The sequence below is a fragment of the Alysiella crassa DSM 2578 genome, from assembly GCF_000745955.1.
GTDB lineage: Bacteria > Pseudomonadota > Gammaproteobacteria > Burkholderiales > Neisseriaceae > Simonsiella > Simonsiella crassa.
In genome coordinates, this window is sequence record NZ_JQKH01000003.1 from 77,206 (window position 1) to 99,998 (window position 22,793).

Annotated in this window: 23 protein-coding genes; 5 read left to right on the forward strand and 18 right to left on the reverse strand. The window is 46.3% G+C overall.

Annotated features, from left to right (window positions below):
• The 5 genes from Q338_RS00325 to tsaE form a co-directional block, all read right to left on the reverse strand.
• Positions 1-657: a response regulator gene (locus tag Q338_RS00325; protein WP_034290763.1), complete on the reverse strand. Its 657-nt coding sequence runs from the start codon at positions 655-657 to the stop codon at positions 1-3.
• Entirely contained in the window at positions 654-2,531 is a 1,878-nt protein-coding gene (locus Q338_RS00330) for a type IV pili methyl-accepting chemotaxis transducer N-terminal domain-containing protein (RefSeq protein ID WP_034290765.1), read from the reverse strand. The genes Q338_RS00325 and Q338_RS00330 overlap by 4 nt, the downstream gene beginning before the upstream one ends.
• A gap of 46 nt (positions 2,532-2,577) precedes the next feature.
• The gene (locus Q338_RS00335; protein WP_147293720.1) at positions 2,578-3,033 is read right to left on the reverse strand and encodes a hypothetical protein; all 456 of its coding nucleotides are present in this window, start codon (positions 3,031-3,033) and stop codon (positions 2,578-2,580) included.
• Between the two features lie 106 nt (positions 3,034-3,139).
• A complete protein-coding gene (locus Q338_RS00340; protein ID WP_034290771.1) occupies positions 3,140-4,354 on the reverse strand; it encodes an N-acetylmuramoyl-L-alanine amidase in 1,215 nt (404 codons plus the stop codon).
• Positions 4,342-4,800, reverse strand: coding sequence for a tRNA (adenosine(37)-N6)-threonylcarbamoyltransferase complex ATPase subunit type 1 TsaE (tsaE, locus tag Q338_RS00345; protein ID WP_034290774.1), 459 nt, complete (start codon positions 4,798-4,800; stop codon positions 4,342-4,344). The genes Q338_RS00340 and tsaE overlap by 13 nt, the downstream gene beginning before the upstream one ends.
• A gap of 178 nt (positions 4,801-4,978) precedes the next feature.
• Here tsaE and Q338_RS00350 point away from each other — a divergent pair, with 178 nt between their 5' ends.
• Positions 4,979-5,455 carry a hypothetical protein gene (locus tag Q338_RS00350; RefSeq protein ID WP_051968370.1) on the forward strand — a complete coding sequence of 159 codons (477 nt, stop codon included), beginning with the start codon at positions 4,979-4,981 and terminating at the stop codon, positions 5,453-5,455.
• A 71-nt stretch (positions 5,456-5,526) separates the two neighbouring features.
• On the opposite strand, the gene rplT is transcribed toward Q338_RS00350, so the two are convergent.
• The 9 genes from rplT to Q338_RS00395 form a co-directional block, all read right to left on the reverse strand.
• On the reverse strand, positions 5,527-5,883 hold the full coding sequence (gene rplT, locus Q338_RS00355) for a 50S ribosomal protein L20 (RefSeq protein ID WP_034290777.1): 357 nt from the start codon (positions 5,881-5,883) through the stop codon (positions 5,527-5,529).
• A 12-nt stretch (positions 5,884-5,895) separates the two neighbouring features.
• Complete coding sequence (gene rpmI / locus Q338_RS00360; RefSeq protein WP_034290780.1) at positions 5,896-6,093, reverse strand: 50S ribosomal protein L35; 198 nt, start codon at positions 6,091-6,093, stop codon at positions 5,896-5,898.
• 155 nt (positions 6,094-6,248) lie between these two features.
• Positions 6,249-6,770, reverse strand: a complete 522-nt coding sequence (gene infC, locus Q338_RS00365; protein WP_115723709.1) for a translation initiation factor IF-3 — start codon at positions 6,768-6,770, stop codon at positions 6,249-6,251.
• Positions 6,771-6,895: 125 nt separating this feature from the next.
• The gene (locus tag Q338_RS13600) at positions 6,896-7,915 is read right to left on the reverse strand and encodes a nucleotidyl transferase AbiEii/AbiGii toxin family protein (RefSeq protein WP_051968371.1); all 1,020 of its coding nucleotides are present in this window, start codon (positions 7,913-7,915) and stop codon (positions 6,896-6,898) included.
• Positions 7,916-8,056: 141 nt separating this feature from the next.
• Complete coding sequence (locus Q338_RS00375) at positions 8,057-8,404, reverse strand: hypothetical protein (RefSeq protein WP_034290786.1); 348 nt, start codon at positions 8,402-8,404, stop codon at positions 8,057-8,059.
• A gap of 70 nt (positions 8,405-8,474) precedes the next feature.
• Complete coding sequence (locus Q338_RS00380) at positions 8,475-8,840, reverse strand: hypothetical protein (RefSeq protein WP_034290789.1); 366 nt, start codon at positions 8,838-8,840, stop codon at positions 8,475-8,477.
• A 110-nt stretch (positions 8,841-8,950) separates the two neighbouring features.
• Positions 8,951-10,867, reverse strand: a complete 1,917-nt coding sequence (gene thrS, locus Q338_RS00385; protein WP_034290794.1) for a threonine--tRNA ligase — start codon at positions 10,865-10,867, stop codon at positions 8,951-8,953.
• Between the two features lie 152 nt (positions 10,868-11,019).
• Positions 11,020-11,652 carry a hypothetical protein gene (locus tag Q338_RS00390; protein ID WP_034290797.1) on the reverse strand — a complete coding sequence of 211 codons (633 nt, stop codon included), beginning with the start codon at positions 11,650-11,652 and terminating at the stop codon, positions 11,020-11,022.
• 88 nt (positions 11,653-11,740) lie between these two features.
• Positions 11,741-15,586, reverse strand: a complete 3,846-nt coding sequence (locus tag Q338_RS00395) for a FimV/HubP family polar landmark protein (protein ID WP_034290800.1) — start codon at positions 15,584-15,586, stop codon at positions 11,741-11,743.
• A gap of 464 nt (positions 15,587-16,050) precedes the next feature.
• On the opposite strand from Q338_RS00395, the gene Q338_RS00400 reads away from it, so the two are divergent.
• From Q338_RS00400 to Q338_RS00415, 4 genes are all read left to right on the forward strand, one after another.
• Positions 16,051-16,707: an inner membrane-spanning protein YciB gene (locus Q338_RS00400; RefSeq protein WP_244773015.1), complete on the forward strand. Its 657-nt coding sequence runs from the start codon at positions 16,051-16,053 to the stop codon at positions 16,705-16,707.
• Positions 16,708-16,709: 2 nt separating this feature from the next.
• The gene (locus Q338_RS00405) at positions 16,710-17,003 is read left to right on the forward strand and encodes a YciI family protein (protein WP_034290803.1); all 294 of its coding nucleotides are present in this window, start codon (positions 16,710-16,712) and stop codon (positions 17,001-17,003) included.
• A 4-nt stretch (positions 17,004-17,007) separates the two neighbouring features.
• Complete coding sequence (locus tag Q338_RS00410) at positions 17,008-17,259, forward strand: BolA family protein (protein WP_244773013.1); 252 nt, start codon at positions 17,008-17,010, stop codon at positions 17,257-17,259.
• A 67-nt stretch (positions 17,260-17,326) separates the two neighbouring features.
• Complete coding sequence (locus Q338_RS00415; RefSeq protein ID WP_034290809.1) at positions 17,327-18,205, forward strand: SurA N-terminal domain-containing protein; 879 nt, start codon at positions 17,327-17,329, stop codon at positions 18,203-18,205.
• Positions 18,206-18,254: 49 nt separating this feature from the next.
• On the opposite strand, the gene ruvB is transcribed toward Q338_RS00415, so the two are convergent.
• From ruvB to Q338_RS00430, 4 genes are all read right to left on the reverse strand, one after another.
• Positions 18,255-19,283, reverse strand: a complete 1,029-nt coding sequence (gene ruvB, locus Q338_RS00420; protein WP_034290812.1) for a Holliday junction branch migration DNA helicase RuvB — start codon at positions 19,281-19,283, stop codon at positions 18,255-18,257.
• Positions 19,284-19,399: 116 nt separating this feature from the next.
• A complete protein-coding gene (locus tag Q338_RS14235) occupies positions 19,400-19,534 on the reverse strand; it encodes a DUF3149 domain-containing protein (protein WP_115723707.1) in 135 nt (44 codons plus the stop codon).
• A gap of 214 nt (positions 19,535-19,748) precedes the next feature.
• Complete coding sequence (locus tag Q338_RS00425) at positions 19,749-21,266, reverse strand: acetyl-CoA hydrolase/transferase family protein (protein ID WP_034290815.1); 1,518 nt, start codon at positions 21,264-21,266, stop codon at positions 19,749-19,751.
• A 526-nt stretch (positions 21,267-21,792) separates the two neighbouring features.
• On the reverse strand, positions 21,793-22,665 hold the full coding sequence (locus Q338_RS00430) for a lipid A biosynthesis lauroyl acyltransferase (protein ID WP_034290817.1): 873 nt from the start codon (positions 22,663-22,665) through the stop codon (positions 21,793-21,795).
• Positions 22,666-22,793: the final 128 nt, after the last annotated feature.

Here is a 22,793-nt window from a genome sequence, read left to right on the forward strand (position 1 = left end):
TTATTTCACCTGATTGGGTTGCGGCACATTATGTTGCACCGCATACACGGCAGCCTGAACGCGGCTGTCCAATTCCAATTTACGCAAAATATTCTGCACATGCACTTTCACGGTAGATTCTGCTAAATCCAAATTCCGTGCGATGATTTTATTGCTGTGCCCTGCCGCCAAATGCCCTAAAATTTCCAATTCTCGGCTGGTCAGCGTGTCCAATGGCGTGTGTTCGGTTTGGTGCGGGCGAATCAGCGATTGAACCAAACGCGCCGTCATTTCGGGCGAAAACACATTGTCGCCATCGTAGGCTTTTTTGATGGCGTCCACCAGAAAATCCGCGTTAATATTTTTCAATAAAAAACCGCGTGCGCCCAAACGCATACATTCGGTTAAATCGTCATTGTCTTCCGACACGGTCAGCATTAACACGGTTTGTTCGGGGCGGGTGCTTAAAATTTGCGCCAACGCTTCGCGCCCGTTCATCACAGGCATATCCAAATCCAGCAACACCACATCGGGGCGCATTTGTTCCACCAATTTGACACCGCTCAAGCCATCTGCGGCTTCGCCAACCACTTCGCAAATATCGCCTTGTCTGGAGAGCAAGGCTTTGATTCCGCTACGAAATAAAGTATGGTCGTCCACCAACACGATTTTTATCATTCTAAAATCCTTTCTGCTTTGGGCAAGGTTAAATTGATTTGGGTAAACTGATTGGGCTGTGATTGAATGTGCAAATTGGCACGAATGCGTTTGGCACGTTCTTTCATGATGTTTAGCCCAACATGGCTGCCTGAAAATTCATGTCCTGTGTCAAAACCGCGCCCATTGTCCCGAATGGTCATGACAAAATCTGCCTGATTATTCATGGAGATAGCCACTTGTTGCGCTTGAGCGTGTTTGCGAATATTGGACAAACTTTCCTGCAAAATAAAAATAAATTGTAACTGCTGTTCCGCCGAAAGCGGCGCACCTTCGCCCGACCACGTTACGTTTACGGGAATATGGGTTTGCTGTTCAAAGCGTTGCGCCAGCGTTTGTACGGCTTCGGTAAATTCTTTGCGGCTGATTTTGGTGCGGAAATTGAGCAATAATTCGCGCACATCATCGTAACACTCTTTTACACCTTCCCGAATAAAAGCAATATTTTCATTTGCTTGTTCTTGTTCGCCATTTTTGAGTGCGCTTTCCAACATTTGAATTTGCAAATTTAAAAAAGTTAAAGTTTGCGCGATGCTGTCGTGTAAACCTTGTGCCATCAAATTGCGTTCTTGCAACACAGCGAGCTGGCGACTTTCGCCAATCAGCCGAATATTGGTAAACGCCGCCCCCAATTGCCGACACAGGGTTTCCAATAAATCTTCTGGAAAATCAGGCAATTGTTTATCGGTGAAATACAGGGTCAGCATGCCCAATTCATCGCCCTTGTATTCAATAGAAAACACGCGCAAGGCTTCAAAACCCGAACGGTAACAGGCGGCTTCGTCTTGCGAATTATTCAAATTTTCTCGGAAAACAATGGGTTGCCATGCATGATGTTGCACCGCATTGCCGCATAAGCAATCGTCAAAACGCTGACAAGCGTCTGCGGTTTGCAAATGTTCAGGCAGCCCAATTTGTGCTACAAAATCAAGTCGTTGGCGTTGTTCGTCAATCAGGCGCACGCTGGCGGCTTGGGCGGGAACGAGTTGCACAATATTCTGCAAAAAACATTCGGCAGCCTGCGTGGTGGTAAAACTTTGCGAAAGCTGGCGCGACATGGTGTATAGTTGCTCAAGAGCTTGATTTTTATGGGTTAAATCTTGGGTTTTGTCGCTGACTTCTTGTTCCAAATGGTCGTATAATTTTTTCAAATGTGAACTCATTTGGTTAAAACCTTGATTCACTTGATAAAATTCTGTGGAATTGGCGTGTGTAATTTGCACGCCAAATTGTTCGGCATAAATGGCGTTCACGCCCGTTTGCAGATTTTGCAGGGGGCGAATCACCCATGCCACCAGCAACCACATGGTGATGGCGCAGCTAAATAAAACCAGCACCAGTAAAGTGGTTTGAAATATGCGTAACCAATTGATATATTTTGTATTTAATGTTTCAATGCTGTGGGCGAGTTGATTAATTTTGTCAATAAATTTTTCTATTTTATCATTATTAATGCGTTGCTGCTGGTAGGCGGCAGCCTGAAACATGGGGTGCATTTCGGTTTCCCAAGCCGCTTGTACTTGGTGCATGTGTCGGTGAACCAGCTCATCGGGTGGCAAAAATAGGGGGCGCGATGGGTCGCCGTGCGCGAGCGTGTGCAGGGTTTGTTCAAATTGCGCCATTTTATCAGCGACTTCGGGGCGATGATTGTGCTGAATCAAAACGGCGAGTCGGTAGGTTTGCATGCGCAGGCTGCCGACATCGTTGATGGCTGCACCACCGCCCTGTAGCCGCCACGACAGCAGCAGGGTTAAACCGATGGAAATCAGTGCTGCCGTCAGCCAGAGTAGGGTGAGCGATTTGAGTCGGGTGGATAGGCTTTTGAGTTTTATCATTTTTTTGATTGATTCAATTTATATTTCAGGCAGCCTGAAAATTAATTTATTGATGAAACGAATTAAACCGCAAACAAAATAAATGTGCAAACGCCCAGCGTTGCCAATGATTGTGGTTGCCGCAACGCAGGGAGCGGGTGGAGATTTCCTGATACACGCGCATGGGTTGGGCGAGTGCCACTTGCGCCAACATACCGCCAGTCGATTGCAACACATCGCCTTGCTGAATGTCTTGGGCGGGTTTGTGTAGCGGCTCGCGGTGCAATTTGAGCGTGGGCAAAACATCGTCTTTGGGTGGCAATAATCGCTCGCCATGATATTGATAATCTTCGGAAAAGTTGGTGTAATCCACGCGCCCACGCCAGTAAAAAGTATAGTTTGGCGTGGTAATGCACACCACTTCACGCGCCACATTCACCCATTGCACAGAAGCCATGCCCGTATCCCAATAGCGGCGGTCGTGGAAAGGCGATGGCATATCTATTTGTTTATTTATCATCATTTTTCTATCTCAGTAGGGTAGGGGGTATAAAACCACTATTTGTATAAGTTTGTAAAATATGAGGCAGCCTGAAACATTTTCAGGCTGCCTCATATTATAAAATAAATTAACGCCGCGCTAATACCGCCGCATTCAAATACTGTTTCATGCCATCGGCAATGGATTGCGCCACTTTTTTGCGGAAATCTCTGCTGCGTAACAGAGCTTCGTCTTGCGGATTAGACAAAAACGCCGTTTCCACCAAAATAGACGGAATTTCAGGCGAGCGCAACACCACAAAATTCGCTTGATTGACTTCATTTTTAATTTTATTGTGTTTGCTCAACTGGTTCAAAATCAATCGTGCCAAACGCGCACTGTCGCTGATGGTTTGCGTTTGCAACATATCCATCAAGACGTTATTGACTTCCTTGCTGTTGTTCATTTTCACGCCGCCAATGCTGTCGGAGCTGTTTTGGCTGTCTGCCAACAAGCGGGCGGCTTCACTACTCGCGCCGCGTTCGCTCAAAATATACACGCCTGTGCCGCGTGGTTCAGGTCTATCCACCGAGTCGGCGTGAATGGAGACAAACAAATCTGCCTGAACCCGTTGCGCTTTTTGGCGGCGCACTTTTAAGGGGATAAACACGTCTTCATTGCGTGTCATGTAAACTTTATAACCCATTGCTTCCAAGCGTTTTTTCGTTTCATGGGCAATGGACAATACCACATCTTTTTCTTTTAAACCATTTGGGCTAATCGCCCCTGGGTCTTCGCCACCATGACCGGGGTCAAGCATAACCACAGGACGGCGGTTTTGGCGCACAGGCGCAGCAGTTTGACGATAGGGCGATTCATTGCGTGGCTGCTCCAAACCATTTAACAAAGCCAAAATCGGGTCTTCGCCGCCGCTCCCATTCACGGGATACAAATCAATTACCATGCGATGTTTAAATGTGGACACAGGCGCAAGATTGAAAATTTGTGGATTAATCGCCGCTTTCAATTCTAAAACCATGCGAATGGTTTTATCGTCTTTTTGTCCTGCGCGAATGCTTCTGATGTAAGGGTCGCTGTGTTGTACTTTTTGCGGAATGCTGCTTAACACGCTGTTTAAATTTGCATTTTCAATATCAATCACCACGCGACTGGGATTGCTCAACACAAAATGTTTATAATTAATTTTGTCGCTGGATTCTAAAGTAATGCGCGTATAAGCCTGCGCTGGCCAAATGCGTACCGCCAAAAATTGATTTTTACTCGCTGCCGCATACGCCAATGACGGCACAGTCAATGCCACCGCACCCGCTCCCAATAATTGACGACGACTCAATTTTGCCATAAATCTAAACTCCGTTGTCCTTGCGCCGATTGCGCCGAGATGTTGCACACCCGACCGCCATCTTGCGCCGAAAAATTCAATATCAAATCAGGCGCAGGCACATATTCGCCGCCCTGTACCGACCATTCAATCACATTCACGCTGCTGCCTGAAAACAAATCGTCCAATCCAGCGTCTTCCCACTCTTCGGGGTAGGCAAAACGATACAAATCAAAATGATTCAATTCATATTCAGGCAGCCTGTAACTTTCCACAATCGCATAAGTGGGGCTTTTCACCGCCCCCGTATGACCCAAACCGCGCAATACACCACGCGTAAACGTGGTTTTACCTGTACCCAAATCGCCGTTTAAATACACCACCATCGGCGGTTGCAAACAGCGCGACCACGATTCGCCAAACGCCAAAGTAGCCGCTTCATCTGCCAAAAAAATTGTTTGCGTCATAAAAAATAAACCGTTTGCGAGAAGATAATGGCTATTATATAACTCTTTACCCCCTTGCCGAAACAGAGCAGCCTGAAAAAACCTAATCAAACATAAAGCAACATTTCTTTACCAAATTTGCCAACATAAACCAGTATAATTCCATTTCCTAAACAACCAAAAAATCAAGGAAATCATCATGAAACGCAGTATTCCCCTGTTTGCAACACTTTTTCTGGCAGCTTGTGCAGGTGGTGGCGTATCCAGCAATGGCGTGTCGTTGGGTATTGGCTTGGGCGGCATGCTGGGCAACCATGTTGGCATTGGTACTAGCGTCAATATTCCACTTGGCAACAACACCCCAGCCAGCAATAACAGCACTATCCAAGCCATTCAAGAACAAATTATCCATTTTGACGCACACGGACAAAGCACGGATTCCGCAACCAAAAACGGATACCGCCGCAAAATCCTGACCAAACAAAGCGATGGCAATTATTTGGTGCAAGATTTCTATGAAATGGGCGGCGCAAAACGCACCGACCCCATGCAATTAAGCCGCGACCAATTACACACTTTCCGTGCCGCCCCAGCCAACGGCACGCTTACCGTGTATGCCATCAATGGTACAGTTATGCAGCAACAAACTTATCAAAATGGCAAATTAATCAAATAATGTTCAGGCAGCCTGAAAACAAAAAAGAGACAATCATCAGATTGTCTCTTTTATTTTAATGAATTTGCTGATTAAGCCAAAGCTGCTTTTGCTTTTTCAACCAATTGAGCAAATGCTTCTTTGTCAAATACTGCCAAATCAGCCAATACTTTACGGTCTAATGTGATGGCTGCACGTTTCAAACCGTTCATGAATTTGCTGTAAGACAAGCCGTTTTGACGCGCACCTGCGTTAATACGGGTAATCCACAATTGACGGAACTGGCGTTTGCGTTGGCGACGGTCGCGGTACGCATATTGACCAGCTTTCATCACCGCCTGTTTGGCGATGCGATAGACATTTTTACGACGACCGCGATAGCCTTTAGCTAACGCAATCACTTTTTTGTGGCGAGCACGAGCGGTAACACCGCGTTTTACGCGTGGCATAATTTAACTCCTTTAAGCGTAGGGCAACATTTTAGCAACAGAAGCCAAATCGCGTTCATTCACCATAGCAGTGCCGCGCAATTGGCGTTTGTTTTTCGTGGTTTTTTTGGTCAAGATGTGGCGTTTGAACGCATGAGCGCGTTTTACACCACCGTTGCCCAAGACTTTAAAGCGTTTTTTCGCGCTAGACTTGGTTTTCATTTTAGGCATGGGAAAACTCCAATGATTTATTAGATAAGGCTGCGGGAGATTTGCATTCACAAATACTTAAAACCCGAAGCCACGCTTTTTGCCGTTGTTTCGTTCAGGAAAACCTGAAAACGCTTTGTTTCACGGCAGTAGAAACAAAGCGCAAGATTATACAATTATTTTTTCTTGGGCGCAACCATCATCACCATTTGACGACCTTCCATTTTTGGGAATTGCTCCACTTGACCGTCTTCTGCCAATTCGGTTTTGATGCGTTCCAATAATTGTGCTCCCAATTCTTGGTGCGCCATTTCGCGTCCACGGAAGCGCAAAGTGATTTTCACTTTATCGCCGTCTTCCAAAAATTCGCGGATTTTACGCATTTTGATGTTGTAGTCGCCATCGTCCGTACCGGGGCGGAATTTAATTTCCTTGATTTGGACTTGTTTTTGCTTTTTCTTGGCTTCGTCGCGTTTTTTGGATTGCTCGTATTTGTATTTGCCGAAGTCCATTAATTTGCAAACGGGTGGTTTGGCAGTGGGGGAAATTTCCACCAAATCAACATCTTGTTCTTCTGCCATAGCGATGGCTTCTTTCAACGATACAACGCCGAGTTGTTCGCCGTCTCCACTGATTAAACGCACTTCTTTGGCGGTAATTTCGCCGTTGATTCGTGCTTCGCGTTCTTGCTGTGCGATGATAATTCTCCTATAAAGGTTTGTCGGGAAACGTGTTTTTCTTATTCAACACGTTTAAAAATAAAATTTTCGTAATTTTACTCGCTTTCAGGCAGCCTGAAAATAGTTTTTTGTGATTTGCGGTTTCAGGCTGCCTGAAATGCTGCCAAGGAAAACCCCGCGCCCATGCGATGATGTTCATACCATTCAAATAGCTGCGCCCATGATTGCACTTGGCTGGGCATACCATATTGATGAATAAAGGTTTCCCAATATTGCTCTTTGTCCAATGGTTGAAATAAAGCCGCAATCTGTCCATTGAATAAATGGGCAATGCGTTCACGTTGAATATTATCATGTTCACATTCATCTATTAATGCGGCGAATGTTTGTGTGATTTGCTCATCGTGGCTGATGGATTGCATTAAAAAACCCAAATCATACAAATCTTTAAAACGTGGTCGCGTTAAAGTTTGGTGGAGTTTCCACGCAATTTGTAAGGGTAGCGGCACCGCCCGTTCAAATGTAAATGTATCCCACGCGGTTGCCACGCGCACGGGTTCGGGCGGTAAAGGTATGGGTAAATTAAAGGAAATATCCATTTCCAAATCAACGTATTGCCCATTGATTTGGCAAGTCAAATCTGTATTGGTGGTTGGAAAATCGTCCGACATCGCATAATCCACGTTGCGCCAAAACGCATTTTCGGCAAACGCGGTAAACAACACGCCATCATCACAGGGCTGCGTGCTGACCGCTTGCGCCCATGCGGATAATTGGGCTTCTACTTCTTTTTCGCTATCATATTGACCCAAAAGAACAAAATCCAAATCTTGCGGCACGCGCTCGGCGGGATTGGCGAAATATTGGCGCGTTAAATGGCTGCCTTTTAACATCATCGGATATTGCGGCAATTGGGCGGCGCGGCGCAAAAATGCTTCTTGGGCGCACAATTGCAATAGGCTGTATTCGCTTAAATCAGGGTATTGTTCTTGATAAATGTCTAAAATATTCAAGCTATTATGTGTAGGTTGCGCCCAACCATCGTCCCATGTCAATTGATTATCAAACACGCAATATTCGTAATGATGTTTCACAAATGGGGCGGATTTGGGGAGATAATAATCTTGTTGCCAATCTGTGAGTAAGGCTCTGATTTTTTGCATAAAATCATCGTAGTGCCCCGTATGGCGTAGGGCGAGAAATCGTGTATTCTGCTGATTTTTCAAAGCGTTGTGCGATAGGTGCGCCTCGTGTTTTTTTGCTCGATAATGAATAGATTGTAAAATCACATTGCTATTTTTAAATTATACTTTGCCGTGCCATTCAAAATACCCTTGTTTTTCATGGGGATAGGCAGCCTGAAACGTGGCGGCTTCGCTGGCGGGGATTTCCGCTTTTTGGCGAACAATGGGGAAACCATGTTCGCGGCATTGGCTTGCCAATTGCGCCATGAATTCGCGCACATATTGCCAACTTTCTGATTTTAAAGTAAGTGTCAGCATGAGTTGTTGGGTATGCACCCCAATGGGCAATTCAATTAGAACGGCTTTGCCACCTAATTTGTGGCAAAGTTTTTCAAAATCAGGTAGTTGCTCGTTGTTTAGGCGGTTGGTGGTTAGGTGGAGTTCGTAATCTACTGATTTTGCTTGCATAGACAATTCCTTTATTAAATTGATGTGTTTTCAGGCAGCCTGAAAATGTAGCGCGTATCACGCACTGTTACTATGCATAATAAATTGCAGAATACAGAGGAGCTGGACAAACCATATCCCACTTAAATTCCATAGCAATTTTTTTCGCCATATTTCTGATGATTTCCCATTCTTGGCTAATCAGATAATCATCATCTAACCACAAATATTCATATTCAGGACGACTTTTACTCAAAATATAATCATCTAATTCTTTGATTAAAATAAATTGTTTGCTTTGTTTGTCAGTTTGTGAATGGTAATATTCATCTACCGCATCAGAAAATTCTAAAATGATTTCTTCCCCAGTCATACCATGTGAACAAACCAATTGTTTTTGTATATCAGGGGATTGAGCAAGAGCCAAAATTGACCATTTTAATTTTTCATCACACATTTTAATGAGCACCTTATCCAATTTTTCAGGTAGCCTTATTTTTGATTTTTGTAACGTAGTAAAAGGCAGCCTGAATTGCCCATCGCTAGGTGTTCAGGCTGCCTGAAATATTACGCCACGCCAATCGTGTCCGCAATTTCTTTTTGCAACATCGCAATCAAATCATCAATCCCCATCACGCCCAAATCTTCCGCTTTGCGGCGCACGGCGACTTGACCGTTTTCCTTCTCTTTGTCGCCAATCACCAATTGATAGGGGAAACGATATTGGCTGTTGTCGCGGATTTTGTAGCCGATTTTCTCGTTACGCGTATCCAGTTCCACACGGAAACCTGCGGCGCGTAATTTATCCGCCACTTCGGCGCAATAATCAGCTTGTTTTTCCGTAATGTTCATCACCACCATTTGCACAGGCGCAAGCCATAATGGGAATGAACCCGCGTGTTCTTCAATCAAAATGCCAATAAAACGCTCCATTGAACCCAAAATCGCGCGGTGCAACATCACAGGGCGGGCTTTATTATTGTCTTCGGTAACGTATTCCGCGTCCAAGCGTTCTGGTAACACGAAATCCAATTGAATCGTGCCGCATTGCCATGAACGACCCAGAGCGTCTTTAATATGATATTCCACTTTCGGACCGTAGAACGCGCCTTCGCCTGGTAATTCTTCCCACGTTACGCCGCAGGCTGCCAAGGCTTCGCGCAAACCGTTTTCCGCTTTGTCCCAAATTGCGTCATCGCCCGCCCGTTTTTCGGGGCGCAAGGACAATTTAATGCTGACATTTTCAAAACCAAATTGTTGGTAAACTTTCATCACCAATAAATTAAACGCTTTGGTTTCTTCGGCGATTTGGTTTTCGGTACAGAAAATATGCGCGTCATCTTGCACAAAACCGCGCACGCGCATTAAGCCGTGTAATGCGCCGCTCGGCTCGTTGCGGTGGCAGGAACCAAATTCCGCCAAACGCATCGGCAAATCACGATAGGAGCGCAAACCGTGATTGAAAATCTGAACGTGTCCGGGGCAGTTCATCGGTTTTACGGCGTATTCGCGTTTTTCCGAAGCGGTCAGGAACATATTGTCTTTGTAATTGTCCCAATGCCCTGATTTTTCCCAGAAAGATTTGTCCATGATTTGTGGCGTTTTCACTTCTTGGTAGCCTGCGGCGGTTAATTCGCGGCGCATGTGTTGCTCAATGACTTGCCACAATGTCCAGCCGCGTGGGTGCCAGAACACCATACCAGGGGCTTCGTCTTGCAAATGGAATAAGTCCAATTGTTTGCCCAATTTGCGGTGGTCGCGTTTTTCTGCTTCTTCAATGCGGGTGATGTAGGCTTTCAAATCGTCTTTATTGCCCCACGCGGTGCCGTAAATACGTTGTAATTGCTCATTATTGCTGTCGCCGCGCCAGTATGCGCCCGACATTTTGGTTAATTGAAAATGTTTCAGAAAACGCGTGTTCGGCACATGGGGCCCGCGACACATGTCCACATATTCTTGATGGAAATACATGCCCATCGCCGTGATGTCGTCCGTCATGTCGTCAATCAGGCGCAATTTGTATTCTTCACCGCGATTTTTAAAGATTTCAATCACTTCGGCGCGTGGTGTCATTTTTTTGATGACATCGTAATCTTGGTTAATCAATTCTTTCATGCGCGATTCAATCGCCGCCATGTCTTCGGGCGTGAACGGTTTTTCGGTGGCGATGTCGTAATAAAAGCCGTCTTCAATCACAGGCCCGATGACCATTTTGGCATTAGGGAACAATTGCTTAACCGCGTGTCCGACCAAATGGGCGCAGGAGTGGCGGATAATGTCCACACCTTCGGGGTCTTTGGGGGTGAGAATTTGCACGGTGGCATCTGCGGTAATTGGGTCGCACGCGTCCACTTGCACGCCGTTTACTTTGCCTGCAACGGTGGCTTTGGCTAAACCCGCGCCAATGGATTGGGCAATTTGCATAACGGTAACGGGCGATTCGTATTGGCGTACGGAACCGTCTGGTAGGGTAATGTTAATCATGATAATTCCTTGAATTTTATTGGAAATTTAAATAAGGCAGCCTGCTTTGCCCACCGCTAGGTGTTCAGGCTGCCTGAAACTGAAAAATGCCGTAAATTATAGAGAAAATAAGGGTTTTTTTCAAGGAAATGGGGATCCAGGCTGCCTGAAATTCAATGTTTCCCAAAGCGCAGAAATTTTTGTCCCAATAAAAATAAGCTAAATACCAACCAAATCGGCGCACCAATAAACATCATCGCTATATTCCATAAAGAAATCTTGCCATAAATGTCATCGGAAATTGCTTTGAAACCATAGGGCGAATGGTGCATCAAAACCGTTTGAACGCCACGCAAAGGCTCACCCACTGATTGAACGGTAATTTGCCAATGATTTGTGCCAGCACGTTCGGATAAATCGCATTCAGGCTGCGATTGCGCGAAGGGCGTTAAATGGCGATGCGCCATCATGCCGCGCCCCGACATCGGTTCTTGCGCCATCACACAATGTTTGCCATTAACTGACACCAAAATATGCACAGGCGTACCGCTTTCTGGGTCGCGTATGTCGCCTAAAATTTGTTCTTCCAATTCGGTGTTTTCATAGCGTGGATAACCCATTTCCAAACCTGTGTAACGCGTTTGAAATGGTCGCCAAGTGCGCCATTCGGTTTGAAAATCTTGTTGCAAAGTAACAGGGGTTTGCACCCAATCGCCAGTTAAATACACAAAACCAATTGGCATATAAACCACCAAAGTCATTATCCACCAAATAATCAATAAGCGATTTTTCTTTTGTTTTGTCATGATATTTTCCTGTTAAATGGTTTTCAGGCTGCCTGAAAAACAAAAGCGATACGATGAAACCTTCATCGTATCGCTTTTCAATGGCGAATTAGCCTAATTGATTCAACAAAGTTTTTGCTTTTGCCAATACTTCGCCATCGGCTTCGGCTATCAACTCGTTTAACATGATACGCGCTGCATCTGCGTCATCAATTTCCACATACATGGTCGCCAATTCCAATTTAGCTTCCAAAGTTTCGCCTGTGCCTACTGCGCCCGAGACAAAACCCGCACCTTCTGCGGTGGCTGGCAAATCAAATTCCATAAAATCGCCCGCCGTTTCCAGTTCATTTAAGGAAGCGGTAAAATCGTCTAAATCAGCAGACGGGATTTCAGGTAAATCAAAATCCACCGCAGGTGTGGTCAATTCAGGCGTTTCCACAGGCGCATCGGGAATTTCAGGCGCAGCAAATGCCAACGTATCCACATTGTCAAACGCAGGTTCTTCCGCCGCCGTTTCCGTCAGCGCGTCAAAACCCGATAAATCAAATGACATTGCGTCCACATCATCTAAAGCCGTTTCTGTTGCGCTGGTTTCCGTTGCCGTGTTTTGCAAAGCGTCAAATGCAGACAAATCAAACGCCATCGCGTTAATATCGTCCAACGGTGTTTCTTCAACCATCGGCGCAACATCCAATACAGGCGATTCAAATGCCAAAGCATTCACATCGTCCAGCTCCGCGCCCACCGTCAAATCATTCAAAGCATCGGCAAACAAATCATCGGCACTCGGCTCATTCGCTTCCAAACTGTCCAATTCCGACAAAGAATTTAAATTTTCAATGTCTTCTTCCGACATAATCGGCTTAATCGCGGGTTCGCTGACCAAGGGTTCATCAATATCTGACAGCGCATTGGCAAACAAAGCGTCAATATCATCATGCACCACAGGCGCAGGTGCGCTGCTTTCCAATTCCGCCAATTCATCAAATTCAGACAAAGCATTCAGGCTGCTTAATTTGACATGCGCACCCAAATCTTCTTCCAAATCATTCAATTCGCTCAATGAATTTAAATTTTCCAACTCATTGGCAAACAAAGCGTCAATATCATCTTCCGTGTTTACATTAACCGATGTGGTGAATTCGTCATTGTCGCCAAATTCCGCAAATGAATCCGCCAATGGCGCAACAGGCTGACTCGATACATTCAGGCTGTCTAATTCATTTAATTCATTGGCAAACATCGCGTCAATATCATCAACAGGCTGACTGCTTGCAACGGTGCTGCTTTCATCGCTGAAAGAATCCAATTCGCTCAACGCATTCAGATTGTCCAACTCATTCAATTCGTTGGCAAACATCGCGTCAATATCGTCCACTTCATCAGCAGGCGCGGCGGCTGTAGTGTTGAATTTATTAGCAAACAAAGCGTCCAAATCATCGGCTTCTGCCAATGGGTTCGCAATCGGTTTTTCAAGCAATGCGTCATCAAATGAACCCAATGAATTCAGGCTGTCTAATTCATTTGCCGTCATCAAATCGTCATTTGGGTGCGACTCGTGTGCCAAATTGTCCAAATTCGCCAATGCGCCTGCAAACATGGAATCAATGTCGTCTAATTCGGCGGCGGCTGATTTCGGTTTGGGCTGTTCAAATGCGGCTAATTCATCGTCTTCCAATGCGGCGGCGGCTTTTGTTTTGCTGCCACCCAAGTTTGCCAATGCGCCTGCAAACATTGCGTCAATGTCATCTAATTCGGCGGCGGCTGGTTTGGGTTTTTCAGGCTGCGTGTTGCTCGCCAAATCGTCCAAATTCGCCAAAGCATTGGCAAACATCGCGTCAATATCATCTACGGCGGCTTGGGGTTTATTAGGGGCGGCAGCCTGAATGAAATCGTCTTCTGCGCCAAATTCATCAAATGACGTTTTGTCAATTTCATTGCTTAACTGGTCAATCGCGTCCAATGAATATTCTGCCGATGATGGCAAATCTGCGCCATCGTCTAATGACCAATCCGAGCCAGCCGAATCATCGGCTTTGTCTGTGTTGAATGAATCAAAGCCATCAGGGGCTTCGGTGGCACTTGGCGTGTCCCAAGTCCAGTCATCATCTGTGCTATTCGCATTGGCTGTGGAATCTGATGTCAAACCAAATGAAGACACATCGGGTTCAAAATTATTTAAATTAAACTCGGATTTTTCAGATTTTGCGGCAGCTACACCTGCGGCGGCTGCGGCGGTGTCGGCAAAGAACACATCGTCTTCATCGTCATCATCGGAAACAGTTTCAAAATCATCGTCTTCCGCGTTCACATCAAAATCGTGGTCATCGTCATGGCTGGCGAGCGCATTGGGTTTAATGCGGCTGGCTGGCGATGAATCGGAATCGGTTTCCCATTCCACATCATCGTCTTCTTCTTCAGGTGGGTTTTCAGAGCGGCGTTTGCGCAATAAATGACCCACTAGCAACACTACGCCTAATGCACCACCAATGCCGCCATACAAGCCCCAGTTAATGCCTTCTTCTTCCATGTCTTCTTCGGTAACAGGTTCTGTCATCGCAGGTTCAGGTTGTTCGGCAGGAATAGGCTCGTTTACGGGTGCAGAGGGTGCGCTGGGCATGGCTGCTGGCGACACGGCAACAGGTGCGGCTGTGGAGGCAGCCTGAACAGGCACAGTTGCAGGTGTGGAAGCAGGTTTAACAGGCGCAACTGCTTTGGCTGGCGCAGAAGCCGCTTGAGTTGGCGCAACGGTTTTAGCGGGTGCAGAAGCAGTTGCCACTTTCCCTGTTGTGGGGGGGACGGCAGCAGGTTGTTGTGTGTTATTGGGCGCAGTTGCAGGGGTTTTGGCTGGCGCAGCAGGTGGCTGTGCGGGTGGGGTTGCAGGCTGCGCGGTTTTGTCTGGCACTACTGGCGTTTGTGCTGGCGGTGCTACAGGCGGTTGCGCAGGTGGTGCTTTTTTCGGCGCAGGGCTAACGGGTGGATTTTCAGGCTGTGTGTTTACGCTGTTGTCCACGCCCATGTCCAAATTTGGATTGTGTGCAGGGACGGCGGCACGGCGAGGTTGTGGGGCGTGAGTTGCCTGACTTTGAGCGCGTTGCGCGTAAGCATGCCATTGTGCTGCGGTGGGAATGTACAAAGTGGTGGCGCGTTGAATCGTGTTACCACGTTTGAATGCGGCTGGGTTTGCCATTGCCAAAGCGCGGCTTGCCGTTTGCAAACTCATATTGCGTGGACGGTAGCGGTCGGCAATGCTGCTTAAAGTTTCGCCCACTTGCGCACGGTGGCGGCGAGTGGAAACTGCGCCTTTACCTGATTTGCGTACACTGTTTACCGCGCCTGTGGTGGCGGGTGCTGTTTGGTTTTGCGTACGCGCTTGGCGTGGCTGACGGGCTTCGCGCGTTGGGCGCAAAGCGGTTTCGCCATCGTCTGATGATTCTTCTACCACGCGTGGGCGTTTGGTTTCCACAGGCATGGTGTTTTCAATGGTAGGATTTTTTGTGCGACCAACAAAATCCACTTCACCCTTATTCAGGCTGCCTGAAGTGGATTCGGCAGGTTTGCGGCGTGGTTCTTTGACGGGTTTTTCCACGCGGCGCGGGGCTGGTTCAGGCGTATAACCTGATGGGTCAAGCATGGCATTGTATTCACGCGTTTGGCGACCTGCGCTCACGGAAAAAGTAATCATCGGCTCACGAATGGGAGAAGATGAACGCAAACGCACCACCACACTACCATTGGCTTGTGGTACAACCGTACCACGAATGCCGCTTCCAGACACGGTTACGCGGCGGTTGGATTTTAAGGCTTCTGCCTCGTCCCCCGTAACTACTATGCTGCCTGAAAAGGGTTGTCCTAAATGCGACTGCACATTCAAGCCGCCAATGCCCGCCCATGCGCCCACCGAGCTGGCGAGTGCTAATGAAGTTGCGATAATCTTAATATTGGTTTTCAATGTTTTTCTCCCATCTGGTACAGCACATAATCTCTGCGACTGACTGACGATGATTTGGATACAATAATCTAATAATTCTAAAATAGGCATAATGATAGCGTTTTATGGGGGACTATGCCAAGTAATCTAACTCAATTCTTTAACTTTTTTTAACGAAACTGTTTCAGTTTTGCTAATTTACAACCATTTGGCGGTTTCAGGCTGCCTTTTTTGTGGGGAATTTTTGGGGGAATGTGGATTGGCGTAAGTTGTGGCGATATTTGTTGCCTAGAAATTTCGGTGCGTGGTACGCACCCTACATGAATTTTGTCATCTGGATAATTTCATTTCAGGCTGCCTGAAGATGGTGGGTGCAAGCACCCACCCTACACAAGTCATTTATTTTTATAAAATTTTCAATTTTTTATCCCGAGCTCGCGTTAAAATAAAGTAAAATATTTTTACATTTTTCCAACCCCATTGTTTTGCAAATAAAAAACATTTCAGGCAGCCTGAAAATCATTTGCCCACTATGGCAAAGCCCAAAACGCTGCTATGATGACACCATTTTGTTTCCCAAAATTATAGATTTTATGAAAGCACTTGGCGATTTTCTAGCAATTATTTTATTTTTCGTGATTTACACCACCACCAAAAATATTATTTGGGCAACTATTGCCGCGACTGTAGTTGGTGTGTTGCAGGCTGCCTACACTTGGCTGACGGTGAAAAAATTAAGTGCCATGCAATGGGTGAGCTTGGTGATGGTGGTGGGATTTGGCGGTTTGACGATTTTGTTGGACGACCCAGTTTACATTATGTTCAAAACCACCGTGATTTGCTGGCTGACTGGCGCGGCGGTGCTGGTGGCGCAATTAATGGGCAAAAACGGCGTGAAATTATTGATGGGCAGCGAAATCACGCTGCCTGAAAAAGTGTGGACAAATTTGTCTTATGCGTGGGCGATTTTCTTTTTTATCATGGGTTTGGTCAATTTGGCGATTGCCTACCCGTTCACCAAAGAGCAGGTTGATGTGTGGGCGAAATACAAAATGTATGGCTACATTCCGCTCACGCTGATTTTTTCTATTGGACAAGCCTTATATATTGCGAAATTTTTACCGAAAGAAACTGGAGAATAAGCATGTATTACATGATTTTAGCTACTGACGCAGACGGCGTAAAAGAAGCCCGTGCGGCTGCTCGCCCTGCCCATTTGGCGCGTTTGACGGAATTGGACGCGGCTGGGCGTTTGCTCATCGCGGGTCCCAACCCTTTGCCCGATGACGAAACCACCATGTCAGGCAGCCTGATTGTGGCGGATTTTGACGATTTGGACGCGGCGCAAGCGTGGGCAGAAGCCGACCCTTATGTGGACGCAGGCGTGTACAGCGAAGTCTTGATTAAGCCATTCAAAAAAGTGTTTCCGAATGCATGAGTTAATGGAACAACGCTTGCACAGTCTTGATTTGCAAGTGTTTGAATTTCAAGACGACAGCCATTTGCACATCGGGCATGCGGGCAATAAGGGCGGTGGGCATTATGCGATTTTGTTGGTGAGTCCGAAATTTGTCGGCGTGTCGCGTGTGCAACGTCAGCGCATGGTGCAGGATTTATTGGCGGATTTATTTGCCAATCAGCGCATTCATGCTTTGAGCATTGTGGCAAAAACGCCTGATGAGTATTTTGCGTAAATCTTTCAGGCTGCCTAATTTACAGGCAGCCTGAAACCCTAATTTTCTTCTAACCAAAGGATTGATAATGAAAAAACAAAATAAAGTTATGCTGGCTGCGGTATGGTTGGCACTTTCAGGCAGCCTGTCGGCGGCGACTGTGGTAACGGTGAACGGCGTGAAAATTGACAGCAGTGATGTGGAACGCCGCGCCCAAAACGTGCAAACCAACAGCAATGGACAAGTGAGCGATGGACCTCAATTGCGCCAATACATCACCAATGAATTGATTACCGAACAATTGGTGGTGCAAGAAGCCAAGCGTTTAAAATTAGATAAATCAGATGATTACAAAAATGCGGAAGCCGAAGCATTGAAACAAATCAAAGAAAAAGGTTTGGATAAACAACCTAATTTCAAACAAAATTGGGCGGATTATCAAAATGGTTTGCTGATGATGGCGTATGCCAATCATTTGATTAAGCAAAAACCTGTTACTGAACAACAAGTTCAAGCGCAATACAATCAAATCAAATCACGCTACCACAATACCGATGAAGTGCAATTGGGCGAAATCGTTACCAATAAAGCTGCAGACGCGGAAGCCGCCATCAAAGAATTGAATAGCAAGAAAAAATTTGCTGATGTGGCGAAAAAATACAGCATGAGCCCAAATACCAAAAATCAGGGTGGCATTGTACCTGATTATGTGTCGGTGGTGGATTTGAAAGACGCAAATACTTTGGTACATCAAGCCGTTAGCGGTTTGAGCAAAGGACAATTCACGAAAACGCCTTTGAAAGATGGCGATGTGAATTTGATTTTGTACATCAATGACAAACGCAAAATTTCCGTGCCTGAATTTGCAAAAATGAAAGAGCAATTGACGCGCGGCATGGAAGATGAGGTATTGAGCCAAGCGATTGATACATTAGGTAAAAACGCTAAAATCGTGCCAGCCAAATAATCTGTAAAATAATTAGGCAGCCTGAAAAAATCTTTCAGGCTGCCTGAATTTATTTATTCAAACCAAAATGCAAAAACGCCGCTTCAGTCGCCATGCGACCGCGTGGGGTGCGTTGCAAAAAACCTTGTTGAATCAAATAGGGTTCAATCACATCTTCAATGGTGTCGGTGGATTCGCCGATTGCCGCCGCCACATTGTCCAGCCCCACAGGGCCTCCGCCGAATTTGTGCAACACGGCTTCCAAAAATTTTCTGTCCATCATGTCTAATCCGATTTTGTCCACGTCCAACATGGACAATGCCGCGTCTGCGATGTCGGCGTTTATGCTGCCAGCCGCGTGCAACACGTCCGCATAATCGCGCACGCGCCGCAACAAACGGTTGGCAATGCGCGGTGTGCCACGACTGCGCCGCGCTACTTCCCACGCGCCTTGTTCGTCCAAATTCATGTTTAATAATTGGGCGGAACGGCTGACAATGGTGGCTAAATCCTTGTTTTCATAAAATTCTAATCGTGCCACAATGCCAAAACGGTCGCGCAAGGGATTGGTGAGCATGCCCGCTCGCGTGGTCGCGCCAATCAGGGTAAACGGCGGCAAATCAATTTTCACGCTCCGCGCCGCAGGGCCTTCGCCTATCATAATGTCCAATTGATAATCTTCCATTGCGGGATACAAAATTTCTTCCACGACTGGGCTTAAGCGGTGAATTTCATCAATAAAAAGAACATCATGTGGCTCTAAATTGGTGAGCAAAGCGGCTAAATCGCCCGCGCGTTCCAGCACAGGCCCAGAGGTTTGGCGCAAATTCACGCCCAATTCTCTGGCGATAATATTTGCCAATGTGGTTTTCCCCAAACCAGGGGGGCCAAATAATAAAGTGTGGTCAAGGGCTTCGCCCCGATTTTTGGCAGCCTGAATAAAAATGGCGAGTTGGGCTTTGGCTTTGTCTTGTCCGATGTAGTCTTGTAGGGTTTTGGGGCGTAGGGCGCGTTCCAATTGTTCTTCTTGTTTGGATTGGCTTTGGGCGGCAACCATGCGTGGCGCGGCGTGGCTGGTTAAATTGTCGGTGTGCAACATTTTGCTTGGGATAAATAATATGGAGAATAGGGCGATTTTAGCACAGGCAGCCTGAAAACGAGTTTCCCCATTTTCAGGCTGCCTGAAACAATTGATGATGCTAAGTGAATGAAGATTTACAATCTGGGTTGATTTTCGTCTTTTTCCACTTGTTTTTTAATCCAGAAAAACAAGAAAATCGCCATACAGATAATAAATCCGATGGTGAACACGGTCAGCAAACCCATAGGGCTGTTTAGCAACATACTCATGGTGGTGTTCCTTTCATTTTTTGTGTGGGAATGCTGTGATTGTAATCAAGGTGGGGTAAGTTGTTTTGATGTAAATCAAGTCATAACAAAATATTAATTTTAAAAGTATTTTTAATTAGGTAGCTGTTGTTTTTCAGGCAGCCTTCACTACCCTACAAAAATAAGGCAGCCTGAAAATATTTTTTCAGGCTGCCTAAATTTTATTTTACATCAATTATTTAATGCGCATATCGCCCGTTTCCACAAAGCGTTGGTGCCAAGACAAGGCTTCCATCAACAAATGTGGCGTGTGCAAACCGCCTGCTTTTTCGGCGCGGTCGTAGTAATCGCGCAACATATCGCGGTAGTCGGGGTGGGCGCAGTTGTTGATAATCAACTGGGCGCGTTGGCGTGGCGATTTGCCGCGCAAGTCTGCCATACCCTGTTCGGTAACGATGAACATCACATCGTGTTCGGTGTGGTCGTGGTGCGAAACCATAGGCACAATGCAAGAAATCGCGCCGTCTTTTGCCACCGATGGCGACACAAAGAACGAGAAGAAGGCATTGCGCGTAAAGTCGCCCGAACCACCAATGCCGTTCATCATTTTCGTACCCATGATGTGTGTGGAGTTCACATTGCCGTAAATATCGGCTTCAATCATGGCGTTCATGCCAATCACACCCAAGCGGCGAATCACTTCGGGGCTGTTGGTGTATTCCATGGGGCGCAAAATCAATTTGTCGCGCAAGAAGTCAATGTTTTCATTGAAACGTTGCAAAGCGTCTGGGCTGAACGACAAGGCGGTGGCAGAAGCGTGTTTCATTTTGCCTGCCAAAATCAAATCCAACATACCGTCTTGCAACACTTCGGTGTAGCCCGTCAAATCGTCAAATGGCGCGTCCAGCAAACCTGCCATAACCGCATTTGCCACATTGCCCACGCCTGATTGCAAAGGCAACAGGTTTTTCGGCAAGCGACCTGCTTTCACTTCATGGTTAAAGAAATCAATGATTTGCGCGGCAATGGCTTTGGAATTCTCGTCTGGGTCGGCAAATTTGCTGTTGCGGTCGCCTGCGTCTGTCAGCACGATTGCCACGATTTTGTCCAAATCGCATTCCAAATAAGGTGCGCCCACGCGGTCAAACGGTGCGGTAATGGCAATGGGTTTGCGGTGTGGTGGCACGCCAATGTCAAACACCGCATCGTGCATGCCTTCCAATTTGATGTTTTGACCTGAATTGACTTCAATAATCACTTTTTTGGCGGCTTTCAGGGCTTCGTTGGCATGACCAATGCCCATGGCTGGAATGAGTTTGCCTTCGGCATTGATGCTGGATACTTCAATAATCGCCAAATCAAATTCGCCATAAAAACCTTGACGCATTTGTTGTTCAACGTGCGATAAGTGCATGTCTTGATAGGCGATGTTGCCTGCGTTGATGTTGTTGCGTAAGGTGGGGTCGGATTGGAATGGGTTGCGGAAATGAATGGCGTTTGCGGCTGCCAATACGCCATCACATTCAGGCGCGGTGGAAGCACCTGTTACCATGCCAATGGAAAATGGGCGACCTGCTGCATGTTCGGCTTTGGCTTTTTCGGCAATGGCGGTGGGCAAGGCTTTGGGATAACCTGCGCCCGTGAAACCTGTGATGGCAACATTCATACCATTTTGGACAAATTCGGCGGCTTGTTCTGCCGTCATGATTTTGTTGCGTAAACCTTCGTGTTTAATGCGTTCTGCTGCGTTCATGCTTGTTTCCTTTGTGCAAAATGTGTGGAAATGGATTATTGAGATTTTCAGGCTGCCTTTCAGTACACGACAATTTTTGGGATTTACGCTAATCTGTCCCCTCCCCCGTCTCCAACGGGGCAGGTCTAGGGCTAGGGTGGGGGTAAATTTGTGGAAATAAATCAATATTTTTGTAAATCAACGAGCCACCCCCACCCTAACCCTCCCCCGCAAGCGGGAGAGGGGACAGGTTTCAGGCAATCCAAAGATTTTTGTCGTGTACTAAAAGGCTGCCTGAAAAATAATCGTCAAAACTAAAATATAGCCTAAACTGTGAATGGTTTTCAAGCGGTTTATTTCACGCGATTACATTTTTCAGGCAGCCTGAAAAAATTTTAAACAATTGGAAATGGATTAAATTGATTTATTTGTATAATTTTGTCATCAGATAATGTGATGAATAATATTAAAAATATTGTGGGGCGGTTTTCAGGCTGCCTGAAAGAAGGGCGAATCGCCAAATTCGCCCGCCATCTTATTCCAAAAATTAAATATAAAAACTTTTTTCCCCATCGGGGCGCGTTTTAAAGCGTTTGTGTAGCCAATAATATTGTTCGGGCTGCTCGCGCACGCGCTCGGCGATAAAATCGTTCATGCGCTGGGTATCGGCGATGGGGTCATCGCTGGGGAAATGTTCCCATTCGGGATAAAAACGCAAATTCACCAAACCATCAGGCAAACGAGTGGGAATAAGTGGGATAACTTTCGCCCCCGTCATTTTTGCAATGCGGCTCAAACCCGTGATGGTCGCCGTTTGGATACCGAAAAAGTCCACAAAAACCGATTCTTTCGCGCCAAAATCTTGGTCGGGCAAATAGAGAAAAGGCGCGTTTTCGCTTTTGATTTTTTTGATGATGGCGCGTAAACCTTCCGTGCGCCCCACCAAAAACACATTATTGTAGCGATGGCGACCGCGCAAAATTTGTTCATCTAAATCTTTGTTTTTTTGATGAGAATACACGCTAATTAAGGGGGTGTCTTGATTGAGCGCGTACACCGCCGCTTCAAATGCGGTGAAATGCGGATACAGCAAAATCACTTTGTCGCCACGCGCAAGTGCTTCATCTAAAAAGTGTTTGTCTTGATAAGACACCATATTCTTCAATTCGTGGGCGGGCGCGTACCAATATTTGCCGTATTCCAAAATCAGCATAGCCATGTGTTGAAAATGTTTTTGTAACAATTGTTTACGCTGCGCTTCCGTCCAATTGGGGAAACATTTTTGCAAATTGATTTCCCCCACACGGCGGCGCGGCGCAACGGCATAATACGCCAGCCAGCCCAATATTTTTGCCAAATCATGTAGCCAGTTGAGCGGTAAACGCGCCAGTAGTCGCAGTAAAAAAAATTGAATTTTCATGTAGATAGGGTTTTTCGTGTTCAATCAATAGGGGCATTATACTAGAAATTGCTTTTCAGGCTGCCTTTGTCCTAAAGGGGCAATGTTGTTGTCAAACCACACCAACGATTCGTCCCATTTTCTCAAAA